General features: G+C 37.5%; 20 protein-coding genes, 2 tRNA genes, 1 other RNA gene and 1 pseudogene. 14 read left to right on the top strand and 10 right to left on the bottom strand.

Annotated features, from left to right (window positions below; all coding sequences use genetic code 11):
* Positions 1–6: 6 nt before the first annotated feature.
* A complete protein-coding gene (locus AC5YC8_RS01235) occupies positions 7–1719 on the bottom strand; it encodes a tetratricopeptide repeat protein (RefSeq protein ID WP_496163382.1) in 1713 nt (570 codons plus the stop codon).
* Between the two features lie 76 nt (positions 1720–1795).
* On the opposite strand from AC5YC8_RS01235, the gene hemA reads away from it, so the two are divergent.
* A complete protein-coding gene (hemA, locus tag AC5YC8_RS01230) occupies positions 1796–3079 on the top strand; it encodes a glutamyl-tRNA reductase (protein ID WP_496163279.1) in 1284 nt (427 codons plus the stop codon).
* A gap of 39 nt (positions 3080–3118) precedes the next feature.
* On the opposite strand, the gene AC5YC8_RS01225 is transcribed toward hemA, so the two are convergent.
* The gene (locus AC5YC8_RS01225) at positions 3119–5008 is read right to left on the bottom strand and encodes a DNA primase (RefSeq protein WP_496163278.1); all 1890 of its coding nucleotides are present in this window, start codon (positions 5006–5008) and stop codon (positions 3119–3121) included.
* 205 nt (positions 5009–5213) lie between these two features.
* Positions 5214–6230 (bottom strand): outer membrane protein assembly factor BamD, encoded by a 1017-nt coding sequence (locus AC5YC8_RS01220; protein ID WP_496117501.1) that lies wholly within the window; start codon positions 6228–6230, stop codon positions 5214–5216.
* A gap of 71 nt (positions 6231–6301) precedes the next feature.
* On the opposite strand from AC5YC8_RS01220, the gene rluD reads away from it, so the two are divergent.
* From rluD to AC5YC8_RS01200, 4 genes are all read left to right on the top strand, one after another.
* Entirely contained in the window at positions 6302–7354 is a 1053-nt protein-coding gene (rluD, locus tag AC5YC8_RS01215; protein ID WP_496163277.1) for a 23S rRNA pseudouridine(1911/1915/1917) synthase RluD, read from the top strand.
* A gap of 35 nt (positions 7355–7389) precedes the next feature.
* Entirely contained in the window at positions 7390–8130 is a 741-nt protein-coding gene (gene pgeF, locus AC5YC8_RS01210) for a peptidoglycan editing factor PgeF (protein ID WP_496163276.1), read from the top strand.
* A gap of 39 nt (positions 8131–8169) precedes the next feature.
* A complete protein-coding gene (locus AC5YC8_RS01205; protein ID WP_496163275.1) occupies positions 8170–8721 on the top strand; it encodes a flavodoxin family protein in 552 nt (183 codons plus the stop codon).
* Between the two features lie 86 nt (positions 8722–8807).
* Positions 8808–9029, top strand: coding sequence for a hypothetical protein (locus AC5YC8_RS01200; RefSeq protein ID WP_496163274.1), 222 nt, complete (start codon positions 8808–8810; stop codon positions 9027–9029).
* Between the two features lie 103 nt (positions 9030–9132).
* On the opposite strand, the gene smpB is transcribed toward AC5YC8_RS01200, so the two are convergent.
* Positions 9133–9606: an SsrA-binding protein SmpB gene (gene smpB / locus AC5YC8_RS01195; RefSeq protein WP_496117511.1), complete on the bottom strand. Its 474-nt coding sequence runs from the start codon at positions 9604–9606 to the stop codon at positions 9133–9135.
* A 188-nt stretch (positions 9607–9794) separates the two neighbouring features.
* On the opposite strand from smpB, the gene coaD reads away from it, so the two are divergent.
* From coaD to AC5YC8_RS01175, 4 genes are all read left to right on the top strand, one after another.
* Complete coding sequence (coaD, locus tag AC5YC8_RS01190) at positions 9795–10286, top strand: pantetheine-phosphate adenylyltransferase (RefSeq protein ID WP_496117513.1); 492 nt, start codon at positions 9795–9797, stop codon at positions 10284–10286.
* Between the two features lies 1 nt (position 10287).
* Positions 10288–10551 (top strand): YfhL family 4Fe-4S dicluster ferredoxin, encoded by a 264-nt coding sequence (locus tag AC5YC8_RS01185; RefSeq protein WP_496117515.1) that lies wholly within the window; start codon positions 10288–10290, stop codon positions 10549–10551.
* Between the two features lie 26 nt (positions 10552–10577).
* Positions 10578–10955, top strand: an RNA gene (gene rnpB, locus AC5YC8_RS01180) — RNase P RNA component class A.
* 72 nt (positions 10956–11027) lie between these two features.
* Positions 11028–11104 (top strand) — tRNA-Met (locus AC5YC8_RS01175).
* Between the two features lie 39 nt (positions 11105–11143).
* Here the strand turns inward: AC5YC8_RS01175 and AC5YC8_RS01170 are convergent.
* Positions 11144–11560 (bottom strand): hypothetical protein, encoded by a 417-nt coding sequence (locus tag AC5YC8_RS01170; protein ID WP_496117517.1) that lies wholly within the window; start codon positions 11558–11560, stop codon positions 11144–11146.
* A 179-nt stretch (positions 11561–11739) separates the two neighbouring features.
* Between AC5YC8_RS01170 and AC5YC8_RS01165 the strand changes: the two genes are divergently transcribed.
* Positions 11740–11816 (top strand) — tRNA-Met (locus AC5YC8_RS01165).
* Positions 11817–11931: 115 nt separating this feature from the next.
* Here the strand turns inward: AC5YC8_RS01165 and AC5YC8_RS01160 are convergent.
* From AC5YC8_RS01160 to gltA, 5 genes and pseudogenes are all read right to left on the bottom strand, one after another.
* Positions 11932–13557, bottom strand: coding sequence for an NAD+ synthase (locus AC5YC8_RS01160; protein ID WP_496117519.1), 1626 nt, complete (start codon positions 13555–13557; stop codon positions 11932–11934).
* A 273-nt stretch (positions 13558–13830) separates the two neighbouring features.
* A complete protein-coding gene (locus AC5YC8_RS01155) occupies positions 13831–14298 on the bottom strand; it encodes a hypothetical protein (RefSeq protein WP_496163273.1) in 468 nt (155 codons plus the stop codon).
* A 202-nt stretch (positions 14299–14500) separates the two neighbouring features.
* On the bottom strand, positions 14501–16294 hold the full coding sequence (locus AC5YC8_RS01150) for an aminopeptidase P family protein (RefSeq protein WP_496163272.1): 1794 nt from the start codon (positions 16292–16294) through the stop codon (positions 14501–14503).
* A 125-nt stretch (positions 16295–16419) separates the two neighbouring features.
* A pseudogene (locus AC5YC8_RS01145) lies at positions 16420–17834 on the bottom strand (peptide MFS transporter); the annotation flags it as partial.
* A 244-nt stretch (positions 17835–18078) separates the two neighbouring features.
* Positions 18079–19353: a citrate synthase gene (gene gltA, locus AC5YC8_RS01140; RefSeq protein ID WP_496117531.1), complete on the bottom strand. Its 1275-nt coding sequence runs from the start codon at positions 19351–19353 to the stop codon at positions 18079–18081.
* A 1010-nt stretch (positions 19354–20363) separates the two neighbouring features.
* Here gltA and sdhC point away from each other — a divergent pair.
* Genes sdhC through AC5YC8_RS01120 form a run of 4 tightly spaced genes read left to right on the top strand, consistent with a single transcriptional unit; the run spans position 20364 to position 23760 of the window.
* Entirely contained in the window at positions 20364–20762 is a 399-nt protein-coding gene (gene sdhC / locus AC5YC8_RS01135) for a succinate dehydrogenase, cytochrome b556 subunit (RefSeq protein WP_496117533.1), read from the top strand.
* A complete protein-coding gene (sdhD, locus tag AC5YC8_RS01130) occupies positions 20762–21124 on the top strand; it encodes a succinate dehydrogenase, hydrophobic membrane anchor protein (protein WP_496117619.1) in 363 nt (120 codons plus the stop codon). The genes sdhC and sdhD overlap by 1 nt, the downstream gene beginning before the upstream one ends.
* A gap of 12 nt (positions 21125–21136) precedes the next feature.
* Positions 21137–23035, top strand: coding sequence for a succinate dehydrogenase flavoprotein subunit (sdhA, locus tag AC5YC8_RS01125; RefSeq protein ID WP_496117535.1), 1899 nt, complete (start codon positions 21137–21139; stop codon positions 23033–23035).
* 14 nt (positions 23036–23049) lie between these two features.
* On the top strand, positions 23050–23760 hold the full coding sequence (locus AC5YC8_RS01120) for a succinate dehydrogenase iron-sulfur subunit (protein ID WP_496117537.1): 711 nt from the start codon (positions 23050–23052) through the stop codon (positions 23758–23760).
* Positions 23761–24279: the final 519 nt, after the last annotated feature.

Below are 24279 nucleotides of genomic sequence, written 5' to 3'. Positions count from 1 at the left end.
GTGTGTTTAGCTCTTTTTTGTAGACTGCGGTAATAGTAAGGAATTCAGTGGTTCCAATTGAGGATCATTTTGGTGATTTGCTTGTAATTCTTGTAACACGTGTTCAAATTGCGGCATTTTTCCTTGCATATAAAGCGCCATTGCGTAGCGCACCCCAATTTTTACGCTTGCACTAAGCTCATACGCTTTTTTGAGTGCTTTTGCAGATGCAGCAAAGTCATTTTGCAAGTACGTGATATAGCCCAATGTGTCTAAAATTGATGCTTGTTCTGGTGCCAGATCTGCTGCGTGTTCAGCAATTTCACGCGCTTCTTTAAGATTTCGATTTTGCAATGCAAGCGTATATGCGTATGCGTTTAAATATGCAGGATTGTTTGGTTCTAACTCTAATAAGTCTTTGAGTAACTTATCTAATTTTTCTTTATCAATATGTGCATTAAGTAAAAGAACTTCTGCATAAATAAGCTCTGGATCATCTGGAATGTTTTTAATGGCTTCATCAAGTAGGCGTAAAGCCGCCTTTTTGTTATTCATCATAATTAGAATTTCAGCTTGAGCTTGGTACAAAAAGCTTGATTGATGTGGATAGTTCACACGTTCTTGAGTTAAGAATCTGAGAGCATCATTAAGCTGATTTTGTTTTGCAAAAATAGAGATCATGCTACGACGAGAAATAGAGTACAAACTGCCATCTACTAAACGGTAATATGCCTTTGCGGTTTCATAATGTTCTTTGCGTTCGGCATTAACCGCCAAATAATAATAAGCTTCGTTCTGATATTGATTGGAAGACCGTAATTCAACTAAATATTTTTCAGCTTTTTCATATTCATGCAAATCAATACTGGTTAGACCTGCGATAAATAGAGCTTCTTCTTGTGTGGGCCATTTTTTAATGATGTGCTCAAGTTTATTTAATGCGTCTACATTTCTATTTTGTTTGACTAAAAATTTTGCTTCGGCAATATGAATATCATAGTTATTTTTGTGTTTTTTGCTTGATTTTTCATACCAGTCTAAAGTTGCTTTTTGGTCGCCAAGTGCATTTAATAGATTGGCTTTCATTAAGATATAACTTGTTGCCTTTGAACGTTTTTTTAAAGCTTGGTTGATTGTATTTAAGGCAGCTTCTAGTTGATTATTTTGTGCTTGAAGACCAGCAATAAGGACCAAAATGGATGGATTGGCTTTTTCATTGCTAGATTGCAAGGCTTGAATAAGATTTTCCCGATCGGAAACTAGTTCTGGAGAAATACTTGCTAGAATTTCTTCAAGTTCAGCATTGGGATCAATTTTTAAAATTTTATCGAGTGTTTCTGCAGCAAGCTCATATTCATGTGATTTGAGTGCAATATGAGATAAATAGAATAAAGCAGGGACATCTTTAGGTTCTTGTACAACCCAATGTGTTGCAATTTCTAGAGCTGCACTTAAATCTTCTTGTTCAATCGCAATATTTAAAGCGCGTTGCTTAACGGCAGTAGAGTTACCTTTAATTGCAAGCACTGTATAATTATGTAAAGCTGTTGGAATATCGTGGTATGCCATAGCAAATTCCGCAATCATACTTTGTTGTATTGCGTTGTATTTTGAATTTGCATGGTATATTTCTCCAGCTGCATGAAGTTGTGCAACAGAGAACATGCTACCAACGAGTAAGATTGTGGTAGAATATTGTTTGATTCTTATGCCGTTTATTCGGCTATTTATTTGACGAATTTTTCTTAACCCAAGTAATGTTTTTATGACACCAATATTGCACAATAGCATAAATTTAAGGAAATGATGACCTGATATGTCTTTCTTTGCATTGGGTGTCAACCATCAAACCGCCTCTGTAGAGTTGCGAGAGAAAGTTGCATTTAATCCTGAAAAGTTAAGTGCTTTACTTGAAAGTCAAAGCCAACATCAAGATCTTAATGAAATGGTGGTGGTTTCGACATGTAATCGTACTGAAGTTTACGCTATGTCGGATAATGTTGACATGGTGTTGAATTGGCTCGCTCAAGTAAATGGTATTGATGTAAAGCAACTTGCAAATCATGTCTATCGTTATGAAGATACTCAGGCTGTTACACACTTAATGCGTGTAGCAAGTGGGCTTGATTCTTTAATGCTTGGTGAGCCTCAAATTTTAGGGCAAGTTAAAACTGCACTAGCTTTAGCAAAAGATTCCGAAACCGTCTCTCCTGAACTCAATCAAATTTTTGAATATGCTTTTTATGCGGCTAAACGCGTGCGTTCAGAAACAGCTGTGGGTAGCCATGCTGTTTCTATGGGCTATGCTGTAGCACAATTGGCATTACAAGTTTTTAGCAAACCTGAAGAATTAACTGTCATGGTGGTTGCAGCAGGTGAAATGAATAGTTTAGTTGCTAAACATTTGGCTGAAATGGGGGTGGGGAAAGTCATTATATGCAATAGAACGCGTGCTAGAGCAGAGAGTTTGGCACAGGAAATTGCACATCGTGTACAAGTGGAAATTATAGAGTTTGATCAGCTTGCAGAGAATTTACATCGAGCTGATGTAATTTCAAGTTGTACTGGTAGTTTGCATCAAGTTATTCATTTTAATGATGTAAAAAGGGCATTGAAAAAGCGTCGCTATCAACAAATGTTATTGGTCGATTTAGCAGTGCCTCGCGATATCGATGCGAAAGTTGAAACACTTGATGGTGTTTATTTGTATGGTGTAGATGACCTACAAAGTGTGATTGAGGAAAATTTATCACAGCGTAGACAAGCTGCGGTTGAAGCTGAAGTTATGGTGAATCAGCTTGCGACAGAATTAATTACACAGCAAAAAATTAAAGGTGCTGGTAGTACCATTCAGAAGTATCGTGAGCATGGTGATGTTTTGCGTCAAGAAGAATTAGCACATGCGTTGTTCTTGTTGCAAAAAGGTGAGAGTGCTGAAAAAGTTTTAGAAGATTTTTCTGTGCGTTTAACACAAAAGCTATTACATCCCACATCAATTTTATTGCGTGAAGCGGCTAAGGCAGAAGATCCTGAAGGATTGGAAGTGTTGCAAAATAGTTTAAATGATGTGATTGAAAAGCGACGTAAGCCAAAACACTAAAATTAAGCTGATAAATTAAGTTAGAAAATTAAGGATCGTTTATTCATCAATAAGAGTAAGCGATCTTTTTTTATCAATCATATAAATTTGATGTTTTAAGTTTTTCATTTCGGCAATGCTTGTAAATTTTTTCGAGCGAATTTTTTGTTGCAAATATTGATGCTGTAATTTTGTTGAAAAATCGGCAGCAAGTTTATCTGCTTGTTCTGGAGATGTGGTGTAATCACTGACATTTGCTTGTTGTAAAATTCGTTGTAAATCAAAGTGATGATTTGCACATGAGCCTAATACATAATATTTTGCTTGTTCGGTATCATCAGGTAACTCATCAAAAATAATATTAAATATATTCAATATCTTATAAAGCAATTGATCTTGCGGAATCAGTGCACGTAAAGGTTCAAAATGAATATATAAATATGGATGATTCATTAAAATGGCAGCAACATATTCTTCAGCATCAATTTTGGTGCTAAAGCTTAGAGCGGCATCGTTATTAACTTGTGGCTGCCATTTACGATTGAAGCCTAGCTTTTCACGAAAATATTGTTGCAATAAATAACGATATGAACCAACTTTAGGCAGTAGTTCTGTGAGTTGTTTGAGTTCTGCCATCACCTGACTTTTACCCTCAGGTGTTGTGACATTATGGTTTTGAGATAAATGACTAAAAATAAACTCAGACATGAGTGGTGAGTGTTCAAGCAAGCGCTTGAAGTTTTCAACACCTTCACGTCGAATTAATGAATCTGGGTCGTGATCGTTCGGTAATACGAAGAACTTAAGTTCACGACCATCATTTAAGAGAGGAAGTGCTATTTCTAAGGTTCTACGTGCTGCTTTTTGACCTGCGGCATCACCATCAAAAGCAATGGTAATGCGGTTATTTTGCTTAAATAAAATATTTAAGTGTTCTGTATTACTTGCTGTACCTAATGTCGCAACTGCGCCATGAATGCCGCATTGCTGTAAAGCAATAACATCCATATAACCTTCAACCATTAAATAGTCATGGGCTTTTTCTTTCCGTCCTTCATATAAACCATACAAGAGTTGGTTTTTATGAAAGACCTCAGAATCGGGCGAGTTGATATATTTGGGCTTTATTTCATCATTGAGTGCACGACCACCAAAACCGACAACACGACCTTTTGTATCGCGAATAGGGAAAATAACGCGATCACGTAAGAGATCAAAATCGCGTCCGCTATCGCTAGTACGAATAAGACCTAAAAGTTTTAATCCTTCAATATCTTGAGGAAATGCTTTTTCTAAATGTTGCCAATCTTCAGGTGCATAACCTAAACGCCAAAATTGAAGCGTTTTTTCAGTTAAACCACGTTTTTTGAAATATTGTTGTGCCGATTGGCTGTTGGGGAGTTGGCGTTCGTAAAACTGCGCGATATTTTCCAATAAATCGAAAAGATTACCTTCTTGCGCGGGTGCTTCATCTTCAATGTGAAACTGTTCAAAGTCTGCAAAAGGGTCGCTTGGTGTTTGAAAGTCCTCGAAAGGGTCGAAGGCAACAGGAGTGCTGTTTTCTGCAGTATTAGGTGTTGTTTGTTGTTCCGCTGTTTTGGGTGGTGTTGGCTTTTTCGTTTCTCGTTTATAGAGAATTTTTTTAGATTCTTGATTATCTTTTGGAAGATCAATGCCTGTTTGGCTAGATAGATCTTTCATGACCTCAACAAAGTTACGTCCATCAATATCCATTAAGAAGCGAATAGCATTGCCATTGGCTTGGCAACCAAAGCAGTGGTAATACTGTTTGTCTGCATATACGTGGAAAGATGGTGATTTTTCTTGATGGAAAGGGCAACAGCCTGAATATGTACGACCAGACTTTTTTAATTTCACACGTTGACCAATTAAATCGACAATATCTGTGCGATCTAAAATTTGATCTATCGTGTGCTGAGGAATTGCCATAAGTCTTCTATCGTTTCTGTGTCGGTCTAAATAGGTTTTGTGTCGATACGAATATTTTCAGTATGTGATTCATCTATAATCACAATTTAGCGACTGAACTTAAATTTGTCTAGCTTTTAATCATGTCTAAAATGTTGATACATGCAAAAGCAAAAGGGCAAGTATGATAACTTGCCCTTGCTGAAAATGCGATGCTTAATCAGGCTTATTTGCGATGACTATCGTATAAGCTTTCACCTACTGGTGTGTAACCTTCGGGTGTTTTACGAGTATCAGGACGATCTAATAAACCAAAACTTGCACGGTTTAATAAGCTAGGTTTGTTTTCGTCTTGAGGTGCTTGAATTTCAGTTTCAGCAGATGTTGTTGCTTCACGACCAAATAACCCTAGAGTTGCACGGTTTAGTAAGCTACCTTGATTGCGCGCAGCACGCATATTTACCGTACCATCAGCTTTAACAAGCTTTGGTGAGTTAAGTTTTAGAACATCTGCATATTGCTGAGCAAGTTGTTTGTCACCAAGTTGTGCATAACCATTTGAGATCATTGCAAGCGCTTCAGGAACTTGAGGTGTGTTTGGATAGTGTTCTACCACCCATTGTGCACGTTCAATAGAAGCAACCCAAGCTTTACGTTTTTCGTTAAAACGAGCGGCATTCATTTCTGATTCAGCAAGTTCATTACCAATAAACTTCATACGTTGTGCAGCATCTACTGCATAAGTGCTAGAAGGGTAACGACGAATAAAGTCAACAAAGTTTTGATAAGAAACTTTTAAATAGCTTACATCACGATGCGATTGCTTGAGCGAAGTAAAACGAATAAGACCATCGTAGTTTTGCTCCATGTTCGCTACACCACGAACATAGTAGGCATAATCAACATTTGGGTGTTGTGGATTCATTTTAATAAAACGTTCAGCGAGAGCAATTGTACCTTCGTAATCTTTTTGCTGAAATTTTGCATAAATTGATTCTAGTTGCGCTTGTTCTGCATATTCACCTGTTGGATAATATGTTTCAATCGCTTCTAAGCTTTTTAATGCATCAGAATATTGACCACGTTCAAGTGCTTTTTCTGCTTTTTGAATATAAACTTGTTCGCTAGACTGCGGACCTGTATCGACCACTTCTTTTTTTGGATTACTGCTACAGCCTACGATTGACGCAGTTAAACCAATCGTTAAAGCAAGCATTGTAATTTTATAACGTGGTAGCGACATAAAAATTCCTCTGTTATTCCGGGCAATGAGCTACAATTGCACAATTAAACCACTTTTTTCTGAATGATCCAATGAGCCAAGCACAATCTTCCAATTCAAATGCCCCTGAAACTGACTTCCATATATTTGATGATTCTGAGGAAGCAGATAACCATACTTCCGAAGTAACTGCAACACGTTTATCGTTGCAATTTCAACTGGATGAAAGCTATTTAGGGCAACGTATCGACCAAGTTGCAGCCTTGATTTGGAATGATTATTCCAGAGAAAGATTAAAACAGTGGCTGAAAGATGGTCATTTATTGGTTAATGGTAACAGTGTTAAGCCAAAGTACAAGTGTGAAGGTGATGAAGTTTTAACATTAAATGTTGAGCTTGAAGCCCAAACTCGCAGCTTACCAGAAGATATTCCTTTGAATATTGTGTATGAAGATGACGATATATTGGTGATTAATAAACCTGTTGGCATGGTTGTTCATCCTGGTGCGGGTAATTCAACAGGAACTTTGGTAAATGCATTGCTTCATCATTATCCAAGATCTTCTGAACTTGCACGTGCAGGTTTAGTGCATCGTATCGATAAAGATACAAGTGGTTTATTGGTTGTTGCTAAAAATCTTGAAGCTCAATTTTCTTTAAGTAAGCAATTGGCTAAAAAATCTGTTTATCGTATTTATGATGTTATTGTATATGGCAACATTATTGCGGGTGGCACGATTGATGAACCTATTAAACGTCATCCTGTAGACCGTGTAAAAATGACTGTTCTACCTGGTGGTAAAGATGCTGTTACGCATTACAACGTAAAGGAGCGTTTCCAGCACTTTACGCGTGTTCAAGCACGTTTAGAAACAGGTCGTACGCATCAAATTCGTGTACATTTTAGCTATATTGGTTATGGCTTAATTGGCGACCCTGTTTATATGCCTCGTGTGCGTTTACCTGCGGGTTCATCAGAGCTTCTTGCAGAGACTTTACGTGGCTTTAAACGCCAAGCGCTACATGCAGCAAAATTAGGTTTGGTACATCCTAAAACAGGTGAAGACATGATGTTTGAAGCGCCATGGCCTGAAGATTTTGCACAATTGGTTGAAGTACTTCGTACGGAAAATAAAGCGTACTAATTTTTAAGTATTAACGATTCTATAAGGATATTGACATGCAATTTGTTCAAGGCTTACCACAAGGTGTTTTTGTGGGGCAAACAAGAGTGCATCATGACAAAACATTAAGTGCTGATCAGCCTGAATTGGCGGGTTTTAATGTTGCATTGCATGTCAATGATCAAGCTGATCGCGTTCAGCAGCATCGCATGATGTTATTGGAAGACTTTGCCCAATTGGGTGTGAATAAAATTACATGGATGACGCAAACTCATAGCACTATTTGCCACACTGTAAATGATCAAATAACCTTTGATGCCTTGGTTGGAGATGGATTGGTGACTCAATCTAAGTCTCATGCATTGATGATGATGACTGCAGATTGTTTACCTGTTGTTTTAGGCAATGCTGAAGGTACAGAAGTTGCAAATTTACATGCAGGTTGGCGTGGTTTAGCAAACGGCATTATTGAAAATACAATAGTGGCTATGGAAACCAAACCAACATGGGCATGGTTAGGTGCTGCTATTAGCCAACCTTGTTTTGAAATTGGTACAGAAGTTAAAGATGCTTTTTGTTCAAAATATCCAGCATTGGATAGTGCATTCATTGCAGGAAAAGTTGATGGAAAATTCTATGCAGATTTATATGCAATTGCGCGTTATATTTTAAATTTACATGGCGTTGAAGCTGTGCTTGGTGGCGATCAATGTTCATATACGCAAGATGATGAATATTTTTCATATCGCCGCGAATCGAAAACAGGGCGTATGACAACATTCGTCTTTATCCAATGAAAATGCTAAACTTTCTCCAAATTTCTTGTTTTGATTGATATGTCTGTATCTTCTAAATCTCTCGCTATTGTTTATCACAGTCCTTATGGGCATACAGCTAAAGTTGCTCGTTATATTGAACAAGGCGCTTTAGAGGCTGGTATTTGTGTTTCTGTAATGAATGTAGAACAAATTGATTGGGATGTATTGGATACAGCAGATGCAATTATTTTCGGTTGCCCAACTTATATGGGAAGTATAAGTGCAGCCATGAAATTGTTTATGGAGCAATCATCTAAGCGATGGTTGGCACGTACTTGGCAGGGAAAATTGGCGGCGGCGTTTACCAATGGCGGTGGTTTAAGTGGCGATAAATTAGCGGTGTTACAGCAAATTAATTTATTTGCTATGCAACACGGCATGCTTTGGTCTGGTTTGCCTTTAATGGCAACAGGACGCACTGTTGAAGATGTAAATCGTATGTCGAGCTTTTTGGGTTTAATGACGCAATCGGATAATGCACCAGTCGATGTAACACCACCCAAAGGCGATTTAGATACAGCAATTTGGTTTGGAAAGCATATTGCTACACAAACTTTACGCTTAAATTAAAAATACCGTAGCCAAACATTTTGTTGGTGTATTCGATGTTTTCTAAGTTATATTGAGTTAATACATAGGCTTACTAGAATATAAGAATGAATAATAATGATCGGTTAATCGCGGCACTATATTACTCTATAGGTGGGGTTTTTCTTGGCTTAGGATTAGCACTTTTTTCATCGCTATATCTTGGACTTGAAACAAGTTCTATTAAAATTGTTATTTTTACGATTATCGCATGTGCTGTTATCGGCTATTTATTTCCTGATATGGTTGCTCATATTTTTAAGTGGGTTTGGAAAATTTTCGTAAATTAACTTTTGATTTTAAGAATAATTTTGTAGGTCTTTATATTTCTTTGAAATAAACATATTTTTTATAGATGTAAAAAAACCTCCAAGTGGAGGTTTTTTTAATGTTTTATTTATGGAAAATTCGAGCTTTATCACGTTGCCAATCGCGGTCTTTTTCAGTGGCGCGTTTGTCATGCAGCTGTTTACCTTTTACTAAGGCAATTTCCAGTTTGGCATTTCTACCTTTCCAGTAGCACGCTAAAGGTACGCAAGAGTAACCTTTTTGGTTAATTGCACCTTGTAATTTTTCAATTTCACGACGATTGAGCAAAAGCTTACGTGTACGTGTTGCTTCAGGAACAACATGTGTTGATGCACTAAGTAAAGGCTGAACCTGCGCACCAAATAGGAAAGCTTCACCATTTTTAAATGTAATATAGCTTTCTACAATGGTCATACGACCAGCACGCATAGATTTAACTTCCCAGCCTTGTAGTGAAAGACCAGCTTCAAATTTTTCTTCAATAAAATAATCGTGGCGGGCACGCTTGTTTAGTGCAATTGTTCCACTCGAATTTTTTTTAACTTCTACCTTCGCCATAATCAGTTACTTCCAAACTTATGTCTATTGTGCCCCAAACATAGGCTTAAAGACAATTGATAAATGTAAAGCTATTCAATGAATTTTAGAAGTTTGTATGAGATATTTAATAAAAATGACAGGTTTATTCACCTAAAAAATTACTTTTTGATAAAATAGCCATCTGTCATTGAAACAGAGCAAAATGGATGTCTAAAACTCGCGTAATTTATCCAGGGACTTTTGATCCAATTACCAATGGTCATATCGACTTAGTTTCACGAGCAGCTAAAATGTTCGATGAAGTGGTTGTTGCAATTGCAATTGGTCACCATAAAAACCCCGTATTCACTCTGGAAGAGCGTGTGGCATTGGCAAGAGAGTCTTTAAAACATTTGCCGAATGTTGAATTTATTGGTTTTGATGGTTTACTTGTGAATTTTTTTCGCGAGCAAAAAGCCACTGCTGTGTTGCGCGGTTTGCGTGCTGTTTCTGACTTTGAGTACGAATTTCAATTGGCAAATATGAATCGTCGTTTAGATTCTAGTTTTGAAGCTGTATTTTTAACACCATCGGAACAGTATTCATTTATTTCATCGACACTTGTACGTGAAATTGCACGTTTACAAGGTGATGTAACCCAGTTTGTACCACATGCTGTGGTAGAAGCATTTGAGCGAAAGCATAAACAAGGTTGGTAAAGTGTCTTTATATATAACTGATGAGTGCATTAACTGTGATGTGTGCGAGCCTGTATGCCCAAACGAGGCTATTTTTATGGGGGAGATCATTTATGAAATTCACCCAGATTTATGTACAGAGTGCGTGGGACATCATGATGAACCGCAGTGTCAGTTGTTCTGCCCAGTCGATTGTATTCCGCTAGATCCGAATCATGTGGAAACACAAGAACAGCTTCAAGCGAAGTATGAAAAACTAACTGATCAAAAAACATCAAGCAATTAGTCTGTATATTTGTTAATATGCGCCTCGAAGTGAGCCAGACGATCGCTGCTGTGGAAATCTCCGTGATTGAAGCAGGGGAGGAAAGTCCGGGCTTCATAGGGCAAGGTGCCAGGTAACGCCTGGGCGGTGTAAACCGACGGCAAGTGCAGCAGAGAGAAGACCGCCTTCATTATGTTTCTAAGCAATTAGAATCGAAGGTAAGGGTGAAAGGGTGCGGTAAGAGCGCACCGCATGGCTGGTAACAGTTCATGGCGAGGTAAACCCCACCGGAAGCAAGACCAAATAGGAATCCATTAGGCATGGCCCATGCTGGATTCGGGTAGGTCGCTTGAGCGCATGAGTGATTGTGCGCCTAGAGGAATGATCGTTCACGACAGAACCCGGCTTATCGGCTCACTTCACTATTTTTTGTACAATTAGCACGGTTAGTGCTTGACGTGCATATCATATCAGAAGATAATGCGCGCACAGTTTACGGCTATGTAGCTCAGTTGGTTAGAGCACCGCACTCATAATGCGGGGGTCACAAGTTCAAGTCTCGTCATAGCCACCATTTTTATAGACCACGTTCCAAAACGTGGTCTTTTTTTATCTAAAATTTATTTGTACAGTCAATTGCAGATGTGTTTAATCGAATAGTGTTTTGCAAAGCTTGGTTGTGTCTTAGTTTTTCCTGCTGTTCAGGCAAAATAAATATTTTTGAATCTACCCAGTTTAATTTTTTAGCAGATACTTTTTGTTGTGCGCAATATGTGCCAACGGCTCTTTCTTTTGCAAGCAGTTTTTGTTGTTCTTCACTTTGATATTGAGAACTTAAAATTTTCTGTTGTTCTTTGGCGTAAGCAACGAGTACTTGTCTGCTTGAAATACTCAGAAGTGAGTTTTGATTGATGGCTGTTGCCACATCACGTCTAACTCCATTGTAATCGACTACCAAAGGGGAAATGACAGAACATGCACTTAATAATGATATTGCTGTGTATGTTGTGAGTATTTTCCAAGTTTTCATATTTTTAGAAAAAATCTTAATGCATATATTGAATACCTTAATCTTATTTTTTTGGTTAAAAAAGGAAAATTAAATTAAAAATTAATAAAAAAGTATTATTTCGTATAAAGTCTGAACATTTGAGAAGATAAGTGCTTGACGGTAGACTTTGAAATCTAGATAATGCGTCCACAGTTTACGGCTATGTAGCTCAGTTGGTTAGAGCACCGCACTCATAATGCGGGGGTCACAAGTTCAAGTCTCGTCATAGCCACCATTTTTATAGACCACGTTCCAAAACGTGGTCTTTTTTTATTTGTAATTTAAGTTATTTAAAAGTGTTGATATAAAAAAAGCCCAAACTTTTGTTTGGGCCTTTTTTTATTGGAAAATTAAATTCCAGGTTTCCAACCATTCACAATTGGGTATCTGCGTTCACGTGAAAATGCACGTGAGGTAATACGTGGGCCAATTGCACCTTGGCGGCGTTTGTATTCGTTACGATCTACAAGTTTAATGACTTTCTCTACAACGTCTTTATCGAAGCCTTTAGCGATAATATCGTCTTGACTTACATCTTCTTCAATGTAGGCATAAAGAATAGCATCTAGAACATCGTAAGCAGGTAAAGAGTCTTGATCTTTTTGATCTGGACGCAATTCTGCTGATGGTGGGCGAGTAATTACACGTTCAGGAATAACAGGTGTTTCTGAAAGGCTGTTACGGTATTTCGCAAGTTCAAATACAATTGTTTTGTACACGTCTTTAAGGACAGCAAAACCGCCAACCATATCGCCGTAAAGCGTGCAGTAGCCAACAGCAAGTTCAGATTTGTTGCCTGTAGAAAGGACAAGATTACCAAACTTGTTTGAAAGCCCCATAAGCAATGTACCACGTGCACGTGCTTGTAAGTTTTCTTCCGTAGCATCTGCAGGACTGTTACCAAAGAATGGGTAAAGCGTTTGCATAAAGCTATTTACGATAGGGTTGATTTCGGCAATACCGAAAGTAACACCCATATTTTTCGCTTGTTCCGCTGCATCTTCAACACTAATTTGTGCTGTGTATGTATAAGGCATCATTACAGCTTGTACTTTATCTGCACCAATTGCATCTACAGCAATAGCAAGTGTTAGTGCTGAGTCGATACCACCAGATAGACCTAGAATAACACCAGGGAAGCCTGAGCGAGTCACATAGTCACGTGTTGCTAGAACAAGGCTTTGATAAATTTCAGCCATAGTGTCTAAAGCAGGTGCAATAGAAGCTTGTTTGAAGGCTTTATTTTCAATTTCGTATTCAGCAATAAGAAGCGCTTCTTTGAATGTTTCTGCTTGAAGTGCAACTGAACCACTGTTGTTAATAACAAAGCTTGTGCCATCAAAGACTAAATCGTCTTGACCACCGACTTGGTTGGTATAAACCAAGTTAATGTTGAGCTGTTTAGCAAGCTCAGACATTGTTGCTACACGGTGTTGTGGTTTACCCACTTCGTATGGAGATGCATTGAGTACAAGTGCGGTTTCAACATTAAGTTTGGCAAGTTGTTGTACGGTTGGTAGAGACCAAACATCTTCACAAATTAATACACCAAACTTATGACCTAAGTATTCAAATACAAGATGTTGATGACCTTCGCTGAAATAGCGTTTTTCATCAAAAATACTATAGTTTGGTAGATTCTGTTTGTTGTAAATACCTAAGATTTGACCATCTTTCATAACTGCAGCTGAGTTATAACGTTGACCATCTTCAGTTTGGTTTACAAAACCAAAAACCATCACAATATTTTGAACGGCACTTAGTGCTTTAAACGCGTTTTCGGTGCGTTTTGTTAAACTTGGACGAAGTAAAAGATCTTCTGCTGGGTAACCGATTGTAGAAAGTTCTGGAAAAACGATTAAATCAGCGTTTTGTTTTTTTGCTTCATTTACTTGTTCAATCATTTTTTGAACATTAGCGTCAATGTTGCCAATTTCTGGAGAGAACTGAGCTAGGGCAATTTTAAAAGATTTCATTTAAATTTAATCCTATTCCTTATAGGTTTAAACACATTTAACCATTTAATATTTATTATATTTTTAATCTGGTGTGATGTGTTTGATGCTAAAAAAATACTGCCAAAAGGCAAAACCATAATTATTTCACTGTAAAGTATTGAATTTAGCAGTGCAAAACAGCGCTTTATCATTTTATAGTAAATTGGCAGAGAAGCTAGGGGGTAATGATGTTTATTGGTGATTAAATAAAATTGACTGATAAAATAATAAATTAGACCTCTTTTATGGTTTTTAGTTTTTTAAAATAATATTGGGAATTTTCTTTAAAAAAATATCTCGAGCGATATCACCTTGTTGTTCTATGTTATACGACCAAAAAGATTTGTCTTTAATAAGTTGGTATTTATATGGATTGTAGTTTTTAAAACTGAGGTAATAAGCACTTTGTAATATAGCACCTTGTAATAGCACATTAATTTTACGTTGGTATTGCAGAACGTGTGTCATTTCATGAATGAAAACTGCTTGAAAATTGATATTTTCTTTTGAGTAATCGTCTCTATAAATTGAATCTTTACTGTGAATATTGCCTTTGGGTGCCATAAATACATAGGTATGTTGCCACGGTAAATAGGGTTGATTCATAATTTTGACTTGTTTGTAATCAATTAAATCTCCAAAAATGGAACGACATAAAATGATTTCACCTAGGGTTAAAGATCGAACTTTAAATAGGTTTAGTTTTAGTACTTGAATCATTAAGGAGAGAAGCTTTGGGGAAAGATTCATGGGTTTAAGTGTGTTTATTGATTCTTTTACTATAAAAGCTTTGAAAAAAACATCAAGTCTAGTGAATTAAAAGCAAATATAAAAAGACCAAACCATTAGGCTTGGTCTTTTATTAAGTGATTAAGATTAATTTAAGATGTTTCAATTGTCTTTAGCATGTCGTCACATTTCTTTAAATATTACGTGTGTTGTAAATTAGCCAATCTAAAACCTCACCTGATAGATAGGGTGAAAGTGTTTCTCGAACAGTGGTGTGGTATTGATTTAACCAAGCTTTTTCTTCAATAGTTAAAAGGCTTTGATCAATAACATCCAAATGCATTGGACAGAGGGTTAATGTTTCAAACTCTAAGAAATCGCCATAAATGGTTTCCTTATTTTCTTTGAGTCGATTAACCACTAAGTTTTCAAGACGGATGCCATATTTCCCCTCATGGTATAAGCCAGGCTCATTGGAAATAATCATGCCTTCACGTAGTTTTGAGTAGGTGTGAATAGGTGCGTAGTATGATAATACTTGTGGTCCTTCATGCACATTCAGTGCAAAGCCAACTCCGTGCCCCGTACCATGTCTATAATCTAACTGATGTTGCCATAAATGTTGGCGTGCAATTGAGTCAAGTAGAGGAGCTGCTAAGCCTTCTGGGTAAACCACTTGAGCTAATGCAATATGGCATTTTAAAACAAGGGTGTAATCTCGTTTTTGAGCTTCTGATGGTGTGCCTACAGGAACAACACGCGTAATGTCTGTTGTACCATCCTGATATTGCCCACCTGAGTCAATTAGGAGTAATCCATCACCTTGAATGTCACTATAGCTTTCAGGTGTAGCTCGGTAATGAGGTAATGCACCATTGGCATTGAAGCCTGCAATAGTAGAAAAACTTAACCCAAGGAAACCATCTTGTTCAGCACGATACGCTATAATTTTTTCATCGATGGTGAGTTCATTAATTACTTCTTTATTTTTTAAAGCATTTTCTAACCAATGGAAGAAATGACAGAGCGCAACACCATCTTTTTGCATAGCATGGCGAATATGTGCAATCTCGCTTTCATGTTTTTGTGATTTAAATAGCGTACTCGGGTTAATGTCATGATGGATATGAATTTTTGGAGATAACGCACTTTGATGATAAAACGATACTTTTGCAGGATCAATTAATACACTAGGAACCTGTAATTTATTTAAGAATTTATCGCTTTCTGTGTAACCTGAAATGGTGATTTTTTCGTTTTTGAATCGATTAAGTAATACATCATCAAATTTGTTTTGATCGCAAAATAAGACAACTTGATTTTCATCAATATATAGGTGAGATAGAAATACGGGGTTGTATTCAACATCGGTACCACGGCAATTCAATATCCATGCAATATCATCTACTGCCGAAATGAAATGACCTGTAATTTTTTTACTGCTCAGAGCGTCTCTCATTTTTGCAATTTTTTCAGTGCGAGATAAGGCATTTATACCTTCTTGCATTTCATAAATTGCATGTGTTGGTAGAGCAGGACGGTCTTGCCAAATTTCAGTTATTAAGTCGATGTTTTCAACAACGGTAAATTGATTTTGAGTTGCAATATTTTGTAGTGTTTCAAATTGCTGAACAGAAATGGTTTGTGTGTTTACAGAAACACGCGCATTCTTTTTAAGATTCTGCTTTAGCCAAGCCCAATGAGTTGAATTTTCATCACTTGTTAGTTTTTGAAGACTAAATCCAGTATTTTGTAATTGAGTTTCAGCTTGTACCCAATAGCGACCATCAACCCATAATCCTGCTATATCTTGGGTAATGAGTAGCGTTCCAACGGAGCCTGTAAATCCTGTTAACCATTGTCGAATTTTCCAATAATCAGGCAGGTATTCTGACATGTGTGGATCGGCACTTAGCGCAATGAAAGCGTCAATATTGTGTTGTTGCATGTGCTCGCGTAAGCACTTAAGTTTTGTTGAAGCATTCATTATATTGTTTCCGCTGTTTTGGGTTTGTCGTCACAATCTGAAATAAGTTTAAGAATAGGTTTTTTGATAATAAGTAGAACAATAGCACCAATCATTAAAGCAACTACACAACGTATGAATAAGGTGGGTAAATCTTGTAGTGAGTCTTGAGATACATGACCACCAATTAAACCTGCCATTAAGTTGCCAAGAGCAGATGCTGTAAACCATAGTCCCATCACCTGACCACGAATAATACTTGGTGCTAACTTAGTCATAGTTGAAAGACCAACTGGACTTAAACAAAGCTCACCCATGGTTAATAAGAAGAAGGTTGAAATCAGCCACCAAGGTGAAACCAAAGTCCCACCATTTTCAATAACAGAATAGCTTGCCAAAGCCATAAGTCCAAAGCCTGAAGCAGCAAGAACTAAAGCAATAATAAATTTAGAAATATAACTAGGATCTTTGTTGGATTTACCAAGCTTTACCCAAAGCCAAGCCATAATAGGAGCACATATAATGACAAAGAGAGGATTGATTGAAACCAAACTGCTGGGATTTCATATCCAAAGACATATTTATTTGTGAAATCTTGTGCAAAAAGGTTGAAAGATGTTGGTGTTTGTTCAAATGCTGACCAAAATAAAGCAGCAATAATGAGTAAAATAAAGCAAATAACGAGTTGTTTTTTCTCTTTATTTGTAGTTTTTGAAAATAATAGAAGATAGGCGAAGTAAGTAACAATTGTAATGCATATCGTAATTGTTAAATAAGTAACAAGTAAAATAGGGTTGATTGTAATAACGCCCATTGTTGTTAATGCAATAACAACTGCACAAATAGCTAAAAAGCCCATGACAATTTTAGGTGCATGAGGATTTTTATTGGTTGCTTGTTTCCAAGAGTTATCTAGTGCTCTAGCTTTGCTGAACTCGGTAAGTTCGGGAACGGTCATTGAGCGAAATAAGAAAAGAGCAACAAGCATGCCTAATCCGCCTGCACCAAAGCCTAAATGCCAGCCATAATCCTTAACAAGGAAGCCTGTTATGAGTGGGGCAATAAAAGAGCCTAAATTAATTCCCATATAAAAAATGGAAAAGCCAGCATCTCGGCGTGAGTCTTTAGCTTCATAGAGCGTGCCTACAATGACAGAGATGCATGTTTTGAATAAACCAGACCCAAGTACAATGAGTACAAGACCGAAATAGAAAAAAAAATTGCTTGAAATAGCAGTTAGTGCAATAGATAAATGCCCTAAAGCCATAATGATTGAGCCATACCAGACAGCACGTGCTTGACCAAGCCAATTATCGGCAATCCAACCACCAAAAACCGTCATTAAATACATAGAGCCTGCAAATAAGCCAACAATTGCAGAAGCCGTTGGTAAATCTAAACCTAGACCACCTTGTGACACCATGGCAGCCATATACAGAACCAATAATGGGCGAACGCCATAAAAGGAAAAACGTTCCCAAAGTTCAGTAAAAAATAAACCTCTTAGGGGTTTTGGGTGTCCGTAAAATGCCTGATCGTAATTATTCAAATCATTTTTCATAAAAAATCCATTTTTATTTAGGGATAAAACCTACATTTGAATATATGGATTTTTTAATGGGTAATTTGATGCTGAATAGTAATGAAGTGATGTGTATTTAATACGAATTATTGCAGTTATGTTTCAAGGGGTAGAATTCATTCGACAAAGGAATGAGTTGTATAAATAAAAAGAATCAATTGTCTTGATCGTAAAAAAAACCACCCTAAAGGGTGGTTTTTTTTATCGACTCACGCCGTTCGAATTAACGAACGATATCGCGTTGAGTTTCGCCAGTGTAAAGCTGACGAGGACGACCGATTTTGTAAGGACCGCTGTGCATTTCTAACCAGTGGCTGATCCAACCAACTGTACGTGCAAGAGCGAAAATTACAGTAAACATTTCTGTTGGGATACCAATCGCTTTAAGGATGATACCTGAGTAGAAGTCTACGTTAGGGTATAAGTTACGTTTGATGAAGTATTCATCAGAAAGCGCAATGCGTTCAAGTTCCATAGCTAAAGCTAATTGAGGATCATTGATACCAAGTGCACTTAACACTTCGTCACAAGTTTCTTTCATTACTTTCGCACGTGGATCGAAGTTTTTGTAAACTCGGTGACCGAAGCCCATAAGTTTAACTTCTTTAGTTTTCACTTTTTCCATGAACTCAGCAACGTTTTCTACAGAGCCGATTTCATCAAGCATAGTAAGAACAGCTTCGTTCGCACCGCCGTGAGCAGGTCCCCATAGAGCAGCGATACCAGCAGCAATACATGCATACGGGTTAGCGCCAGTAGAACCAGCTAAACGTACTGTAGAAGTAGACGCATTTTGTTCGTGGTCAGCATGAAGCGTAAAAATACGATCCATTGCTTTAGCAAGAATAGGGTTAACTTTGTAATCACGGTCTGCAGGAGTAGCAAACATCATGTACAAGAAGTTTTCTGCGTAGTTTAAGTCGTTACGTGGGTAAACAAACGGTTGACCGATTGTGTACTTGTAAGTCCAAGCAGCTAAAGTAGGAACTTTTGCGATTAAACGGATTGCAGTGATTTCACGGTGGTCAACATTTTCAACGTCAAAACCATTGTGATAGAACGCAGAAAGCGCACCAACAACACCACACATAACAGCCATTGGGTGAGCATCACGACGGAAACCGTTGAAGAAACGGCTTACTTGGTCATGAACCATAGTGTGGCTGTGAACTTTAGAATCAAATTCTGCTTTTTGTTCAGCAGTTGGAAGCTCACCATTTAATAATAAATAGCAAGTTTCAAGGTAATCAGCTTGAGTTGCTAATTGGTCGATAGGGTAGCCACGATGTAAAAGGATACCTTTACCACCATCGATGAAAGTGATTTTAGACTCGCACGCAGCAGTAGCCATAAAACCAGGATCAAAAGTGAAGTGACCAGCGGTCAACACATCTTTAACGTCAATTACATCTGGGCCCAATGTACCACTGTAAATTGGTAACTCAATTTCTTTGCCATCAAGTTTTAAAACGGCTTTTTTGCCAGTTGCTTCAGACATTCAATTGATCTCCTGTCCTGGTGAATATTAGTCTGATTCAAAGCGTTCATCTTTTAATGTGCGAATCAGACGGATCAAAATTTGCTATAAGATTAGTAGCTACTGAAAATTTGTCAATTATACTTAGGGCTAAAAAATGACTGACAAAGACTTGTTTTGTCAAAAGCCTAATTTATAAAAAACATAATAGAATCACAGTATCGGGACGATATAATATGTCAAATAAACAAAAAAATGCAGAAAAAAATATACAGATTTATTTTAATTGTAAGTAATTATAAGTATTAAGCCATTAAAAAAATCTAGTGTTGTAAATGGCAAAACCATGTAAATGATTATATTTTTCGTAACTTACATTAAATTCCTATTCAAAAATAGAAGGTAGATCACTATAAATGAAATGATATAAGCATCCTGTTTTACTGTGCTGTTTGGTTAAAAAATAGATACTTGAATGGAGCTAAAAACATCTAAAGTATGAAAAATAATCATAAATTTAATGTATTTACTTAATATTTTGCTGAAATTACAGCGTAATGAGATAGTTGGTCGGATTAAGTTGTTATTAATATGGAAGATATTAAATATTTCTCTGGTTTTTAATTAATCAGTATTTAGTTTCGAAATAAAGGGTTGATTATATTTCTGACGTGGCTTATGGGAAAAATCAATCCTACTCTATTTACATTCATCTTTAGTCGTAGGCTAAGAATGAGACAATGCTACGGAAAAATACTGTAAAAGTTGGTTTCTTGCATATAAATGTAGGGAAATAGGTGCTTTGGGTATTTTTCATATTTTAATAGATGAATTTTATAGGATTGTTAATTTTGTTAATGATTCTTATTTAAGGTTTTTTAGTGAAAATGGGCTTGTGAGCCGTTTGTAATTTGAAACTTGACGTTTTATAATTCAGTGTCGTTTTGAATTTAGGCAAAAGCTTGCCTATATAAGCCAGCTTTCCTTCGAACTAATTCCAACAAACTCCGGATGGAGTTTTTACTTACAGGATGCCCGCTGTGAAAAGCAACAGACCTGTCAATTTGTCCATGGGTCAAGTTTTAGAAGTAAACTTAAAATCCCCTGTGGCTATTGCATCAATTCTACACCGTCTTTCAGGTGTCATCGTATTTTTACTCGTACCGGTACTTTTATGGATTTTAGACAAGTCATTGTCTTCTCCAGAAGGTTTTGCACAAGTTCAAGCCATCTTTGATAGCTTTATTGTGCGTTTCATCGTGTGGGTATTTGTAGCTGGTTTAATTTTCCACTTTATTGCTGGTGTTAAGCATTTACTTGCTGACCAAGGTATTGCAGAAGAACTGCAAAGTGGTCGTGTTGCAGCTACTATTTCATTAATCTTGTCTGCAATTGGTATTGTTGCAGCATTTGTATGGATCGTACTCTAATGAAAAGTGCTACAGGTTTTACGGGCTCAGGTTCTCGTGATTGGTTTATCCAACGCGTAAGTGCTGTTGTATTAGCTGTTTATACCGTAGTGGTATTGGGTTGGATTTTATGTAATGGTGGATTCAACTTTGAACAGTGGTACGGCTTTATGATGACAACACCAATGAAGATTTTATCTTTATTGGCAGTCTTATCTCTTGTTGCGCATGCATGGATCGGTATGTGGCAAGTATTCACTGACTATGTGACTACTCGTCAAATGGGTCCATCAGCATCAGGTTTACGCATTGTATTGACTTCAGCAGTGATTATCGCTGTATTGGCATACGCAATCTGGGCAATCCAGATTTTCTGGGCTTGATAGGAAGAGATCATGGGCGCTATAACCCCTAAAGAAGATTACACAAATATTCCACACGAAACTTTCGATGCTGTCATCGTTGGTGGTGGTGGTTCAGGTATGCGTGCATCTTACCAACTTGCTCAAGCTGGTTTAAAAGTTGCTGTACTGACTAAAGTATTCCCAACACGTTCACATACTGTGGCTGCACAGGGTGGTATTGGTGCATCTCTTGGTAATATGCAAGAAGATAACTGGCACTACCACTTCTATGACACAGTTAAAGGTTCTGACTGGTTAGGTGACCAAGACGCAATCGAGTTTATGACTCGCGAAGCGCCACAAGTTGTATATGAACTTGAACACCTAGGTATGCCATTTGACCGTAACGCTGACGGTACAATTTACCAACGTCCATTCGGTGGTCACTCTGCGAACTACGGCGAAAAAGCTGTTCCTCGTGCATGTGCTGCTGCCGACCGTACAGGTCACGCACTTCTTCATACGCTTTATCAAAGCAACGTGAAAATGGGTACTCAATTCTTCGTAGAATGGATCGCTCTTGATCTTATTCGTAACGAAGCTGGTGATGTACTTGGCGTAACAGCAATTGATCAAGAAACGGGTAAAATTGCAGTATTCCAAGCGAAAGCGACATTGTTTGCTACAGGTGGTGCGGGTCGTGTTTACCGTGCATCTACAAACGCGTATATCAACACTGGTGACGGTCTTGGTATGGCGGCGCGTGCAGGTATTCCATTACAAGATATGGAATTCTGGCAATTCCACCCAACGGGTGTTGCTGGAGCAGGCGTATTGTTAACAGAAGGTTGTCGTGGTGAAGGTGCAATCCTTCGTAACGATGCAGGTGAGCCATTCATGGAACGCTATGCACCAACTTTAAAAGACTTGGCTCCACGTGATTTCGTATCTCGTTCTATGGACCAAGAAATTAAAGAAGGTCGTGGTTGTGGTCCTAAGAAAGATTACATCTTGCTTGATATGACGCACTTGGGTGCTGAAACGATCATGAAACGTCTTCCATCTGTATTTGAAATTGGTAAGAAATTCGCGAACGTAGATATCACTAAAGAGCCAATTCCTGTAGTGCCTACAATCCATTATCAAATGGGTGGTATTCCTACGAATATTCATGGTCAAGTTGTTGTTCCTGAGTCTCGTGAAACTGAAGCGCTTGTTGCTAACTACAACAAAGACACAGATGTTTATTCTACAAATGTAGAAACTCGTAACTTCACTAAACCAGTGAAAGGCTTCTATGCAATTGGTGAGTGTTCATGTGTATCTGTACATGGTGCAAACCGTTTGGGTACGAACTCACTTCTTGACTTGGTTGTATTTGGTAAAGCAGCTGGTGAACACATCATCGATTACGTGACTAAACATCACGGTGATGAATACGCTCCGCTTCCAACTACTGTGCTTGAGCAAACTGTTGCACGTATTCGTAAATTAGATGAATCTGCTACAGGTGAAAATGCTCAAGAAGTTGCTGATGCAATTCGTGACATCGTTCAAGATCATGCTGGTGTATTCCGTACTTCAGAACTTCTTGAGAAAGGTGTTAAAGAAATTCTTGCAATTGAACCACGTGTTCGCAACATTCATTTAAAAGACAAATCTAAAGTATTCAACACAGCACGTATTGAAGCTCTAGAAGTTGAAAACTTATACGAAGTTGCTAAAGCTACATTGGTTTCTGCTGCTGCGCGTAAAGAGTGTCGTGGTGCGCATACAGTGGTTGACTTTGAGTTACCACCTGATCATGCCGACTACCCATACGGCCGTCGTGATGATGAGTGGATGAAGCATACTTTATGGTTCTCTAGTGATAACCGTCTTGAGTATAAGCCAGTGCGTTACCGTCCATTGTCGGTAGATGCTATTCCACCGAAACCACGTACATTCTAATTGGGAGAAGTAAGATGAGTAGAGGTACTCGTACATTTAATATCTACCGCTACGATCCTGATAAGGATGCAGCACCGTACATGCAAACTTTTAAGCTAGAGTTGACTGATAAGCATCGTATGTTGCTTGATGCACTTCTTGCGTTAAAAGTTCAGGATGAATCATTAACATTCCGTCGTTCATGCCGTGAAGGTATTTGTGGTTCTGATGGTGTGAATATTAATGGTAAAAATGGTTTAGCTTGTCTTTGGAATCTAAACGATTTACCAGAAGTGATTACAATTCGTCCTTTACCTGGTTTGCCAGTGGTTAAAGATTTAGTTGTGGATATGAATCAGTTCTACGAACAGTACAACAAAATTCATCCATTCCTAATCAATAATCAACCTGCGCCACCAAAAGAGCGTTTACAGTCTCCAGAAGAACGTGAACACTTAGATGGTTTGTACGAATGTATTCTTTGTGCATGTTGTTCAACTTCATGCCCATCATTCTGGTGGAACCCTGATAAATTTTTAGGTCCATCAGCATTGTTGAATGCGTACCGCTTTATTATTGATTCACGTGATACTGCAACTCAAGAGCGTTTGGCTCGTCTTGACGACCCATTCTCGTTGTTCCGTTGTAAAGGTATTATGAACTGTGTATCTGTTTGTCCTAAAGGTTTGAATCCAACTAAAGCTATTGGTCATATCCGTAGCATGATGTTTGATCAAGCGGGCTAATATATCGCACTAAAAAAAGCACACCTTAGCGTGTGCTTTTTTTATAAATAATAAAAAGATACAAAAGTTTTATTGGTCTTATAGTAATTTAGTCATGTTGTATGGATAAGATTAGATTTTTCTTTATTTGTGTATGGAAGAATGAAATTTAACATTATGCTGAAATTTTAGGTGTGAAATGTTAAGATGTACGGGTTCTAAAGAAAAAATCTAATAAAATTTATAATCAAATTTTAATAATTTAAGGCTTGATTTGCAAAACATAAAACCCCATATACTAAGAGGAATTATATGTATTGTATTTAGCCAATTTATGAAAGGTATGTGTCAAAAAAATCAATTCACTTTGAAAGTTCGTGTTAAAATAGTTTGTATCACTATATTTGAAAAAAACACACATTATTTGTTTAAAAAACAAACAAAATGTGGTTGATTAATCGTTATTAAATATAGTCGCTTTAGAAAAAGTAAGTTAAGTCGTTATTTTTTCTAAGTCGATTTGCAGAAAATTGCTCGGTA

It is taken from the genome of Acinetobacter sp. FY731 (genome assembly GCF_059515905.1).
This window is presented reverse-complemented; position numbering and strand designations above follow the sequence as displayed.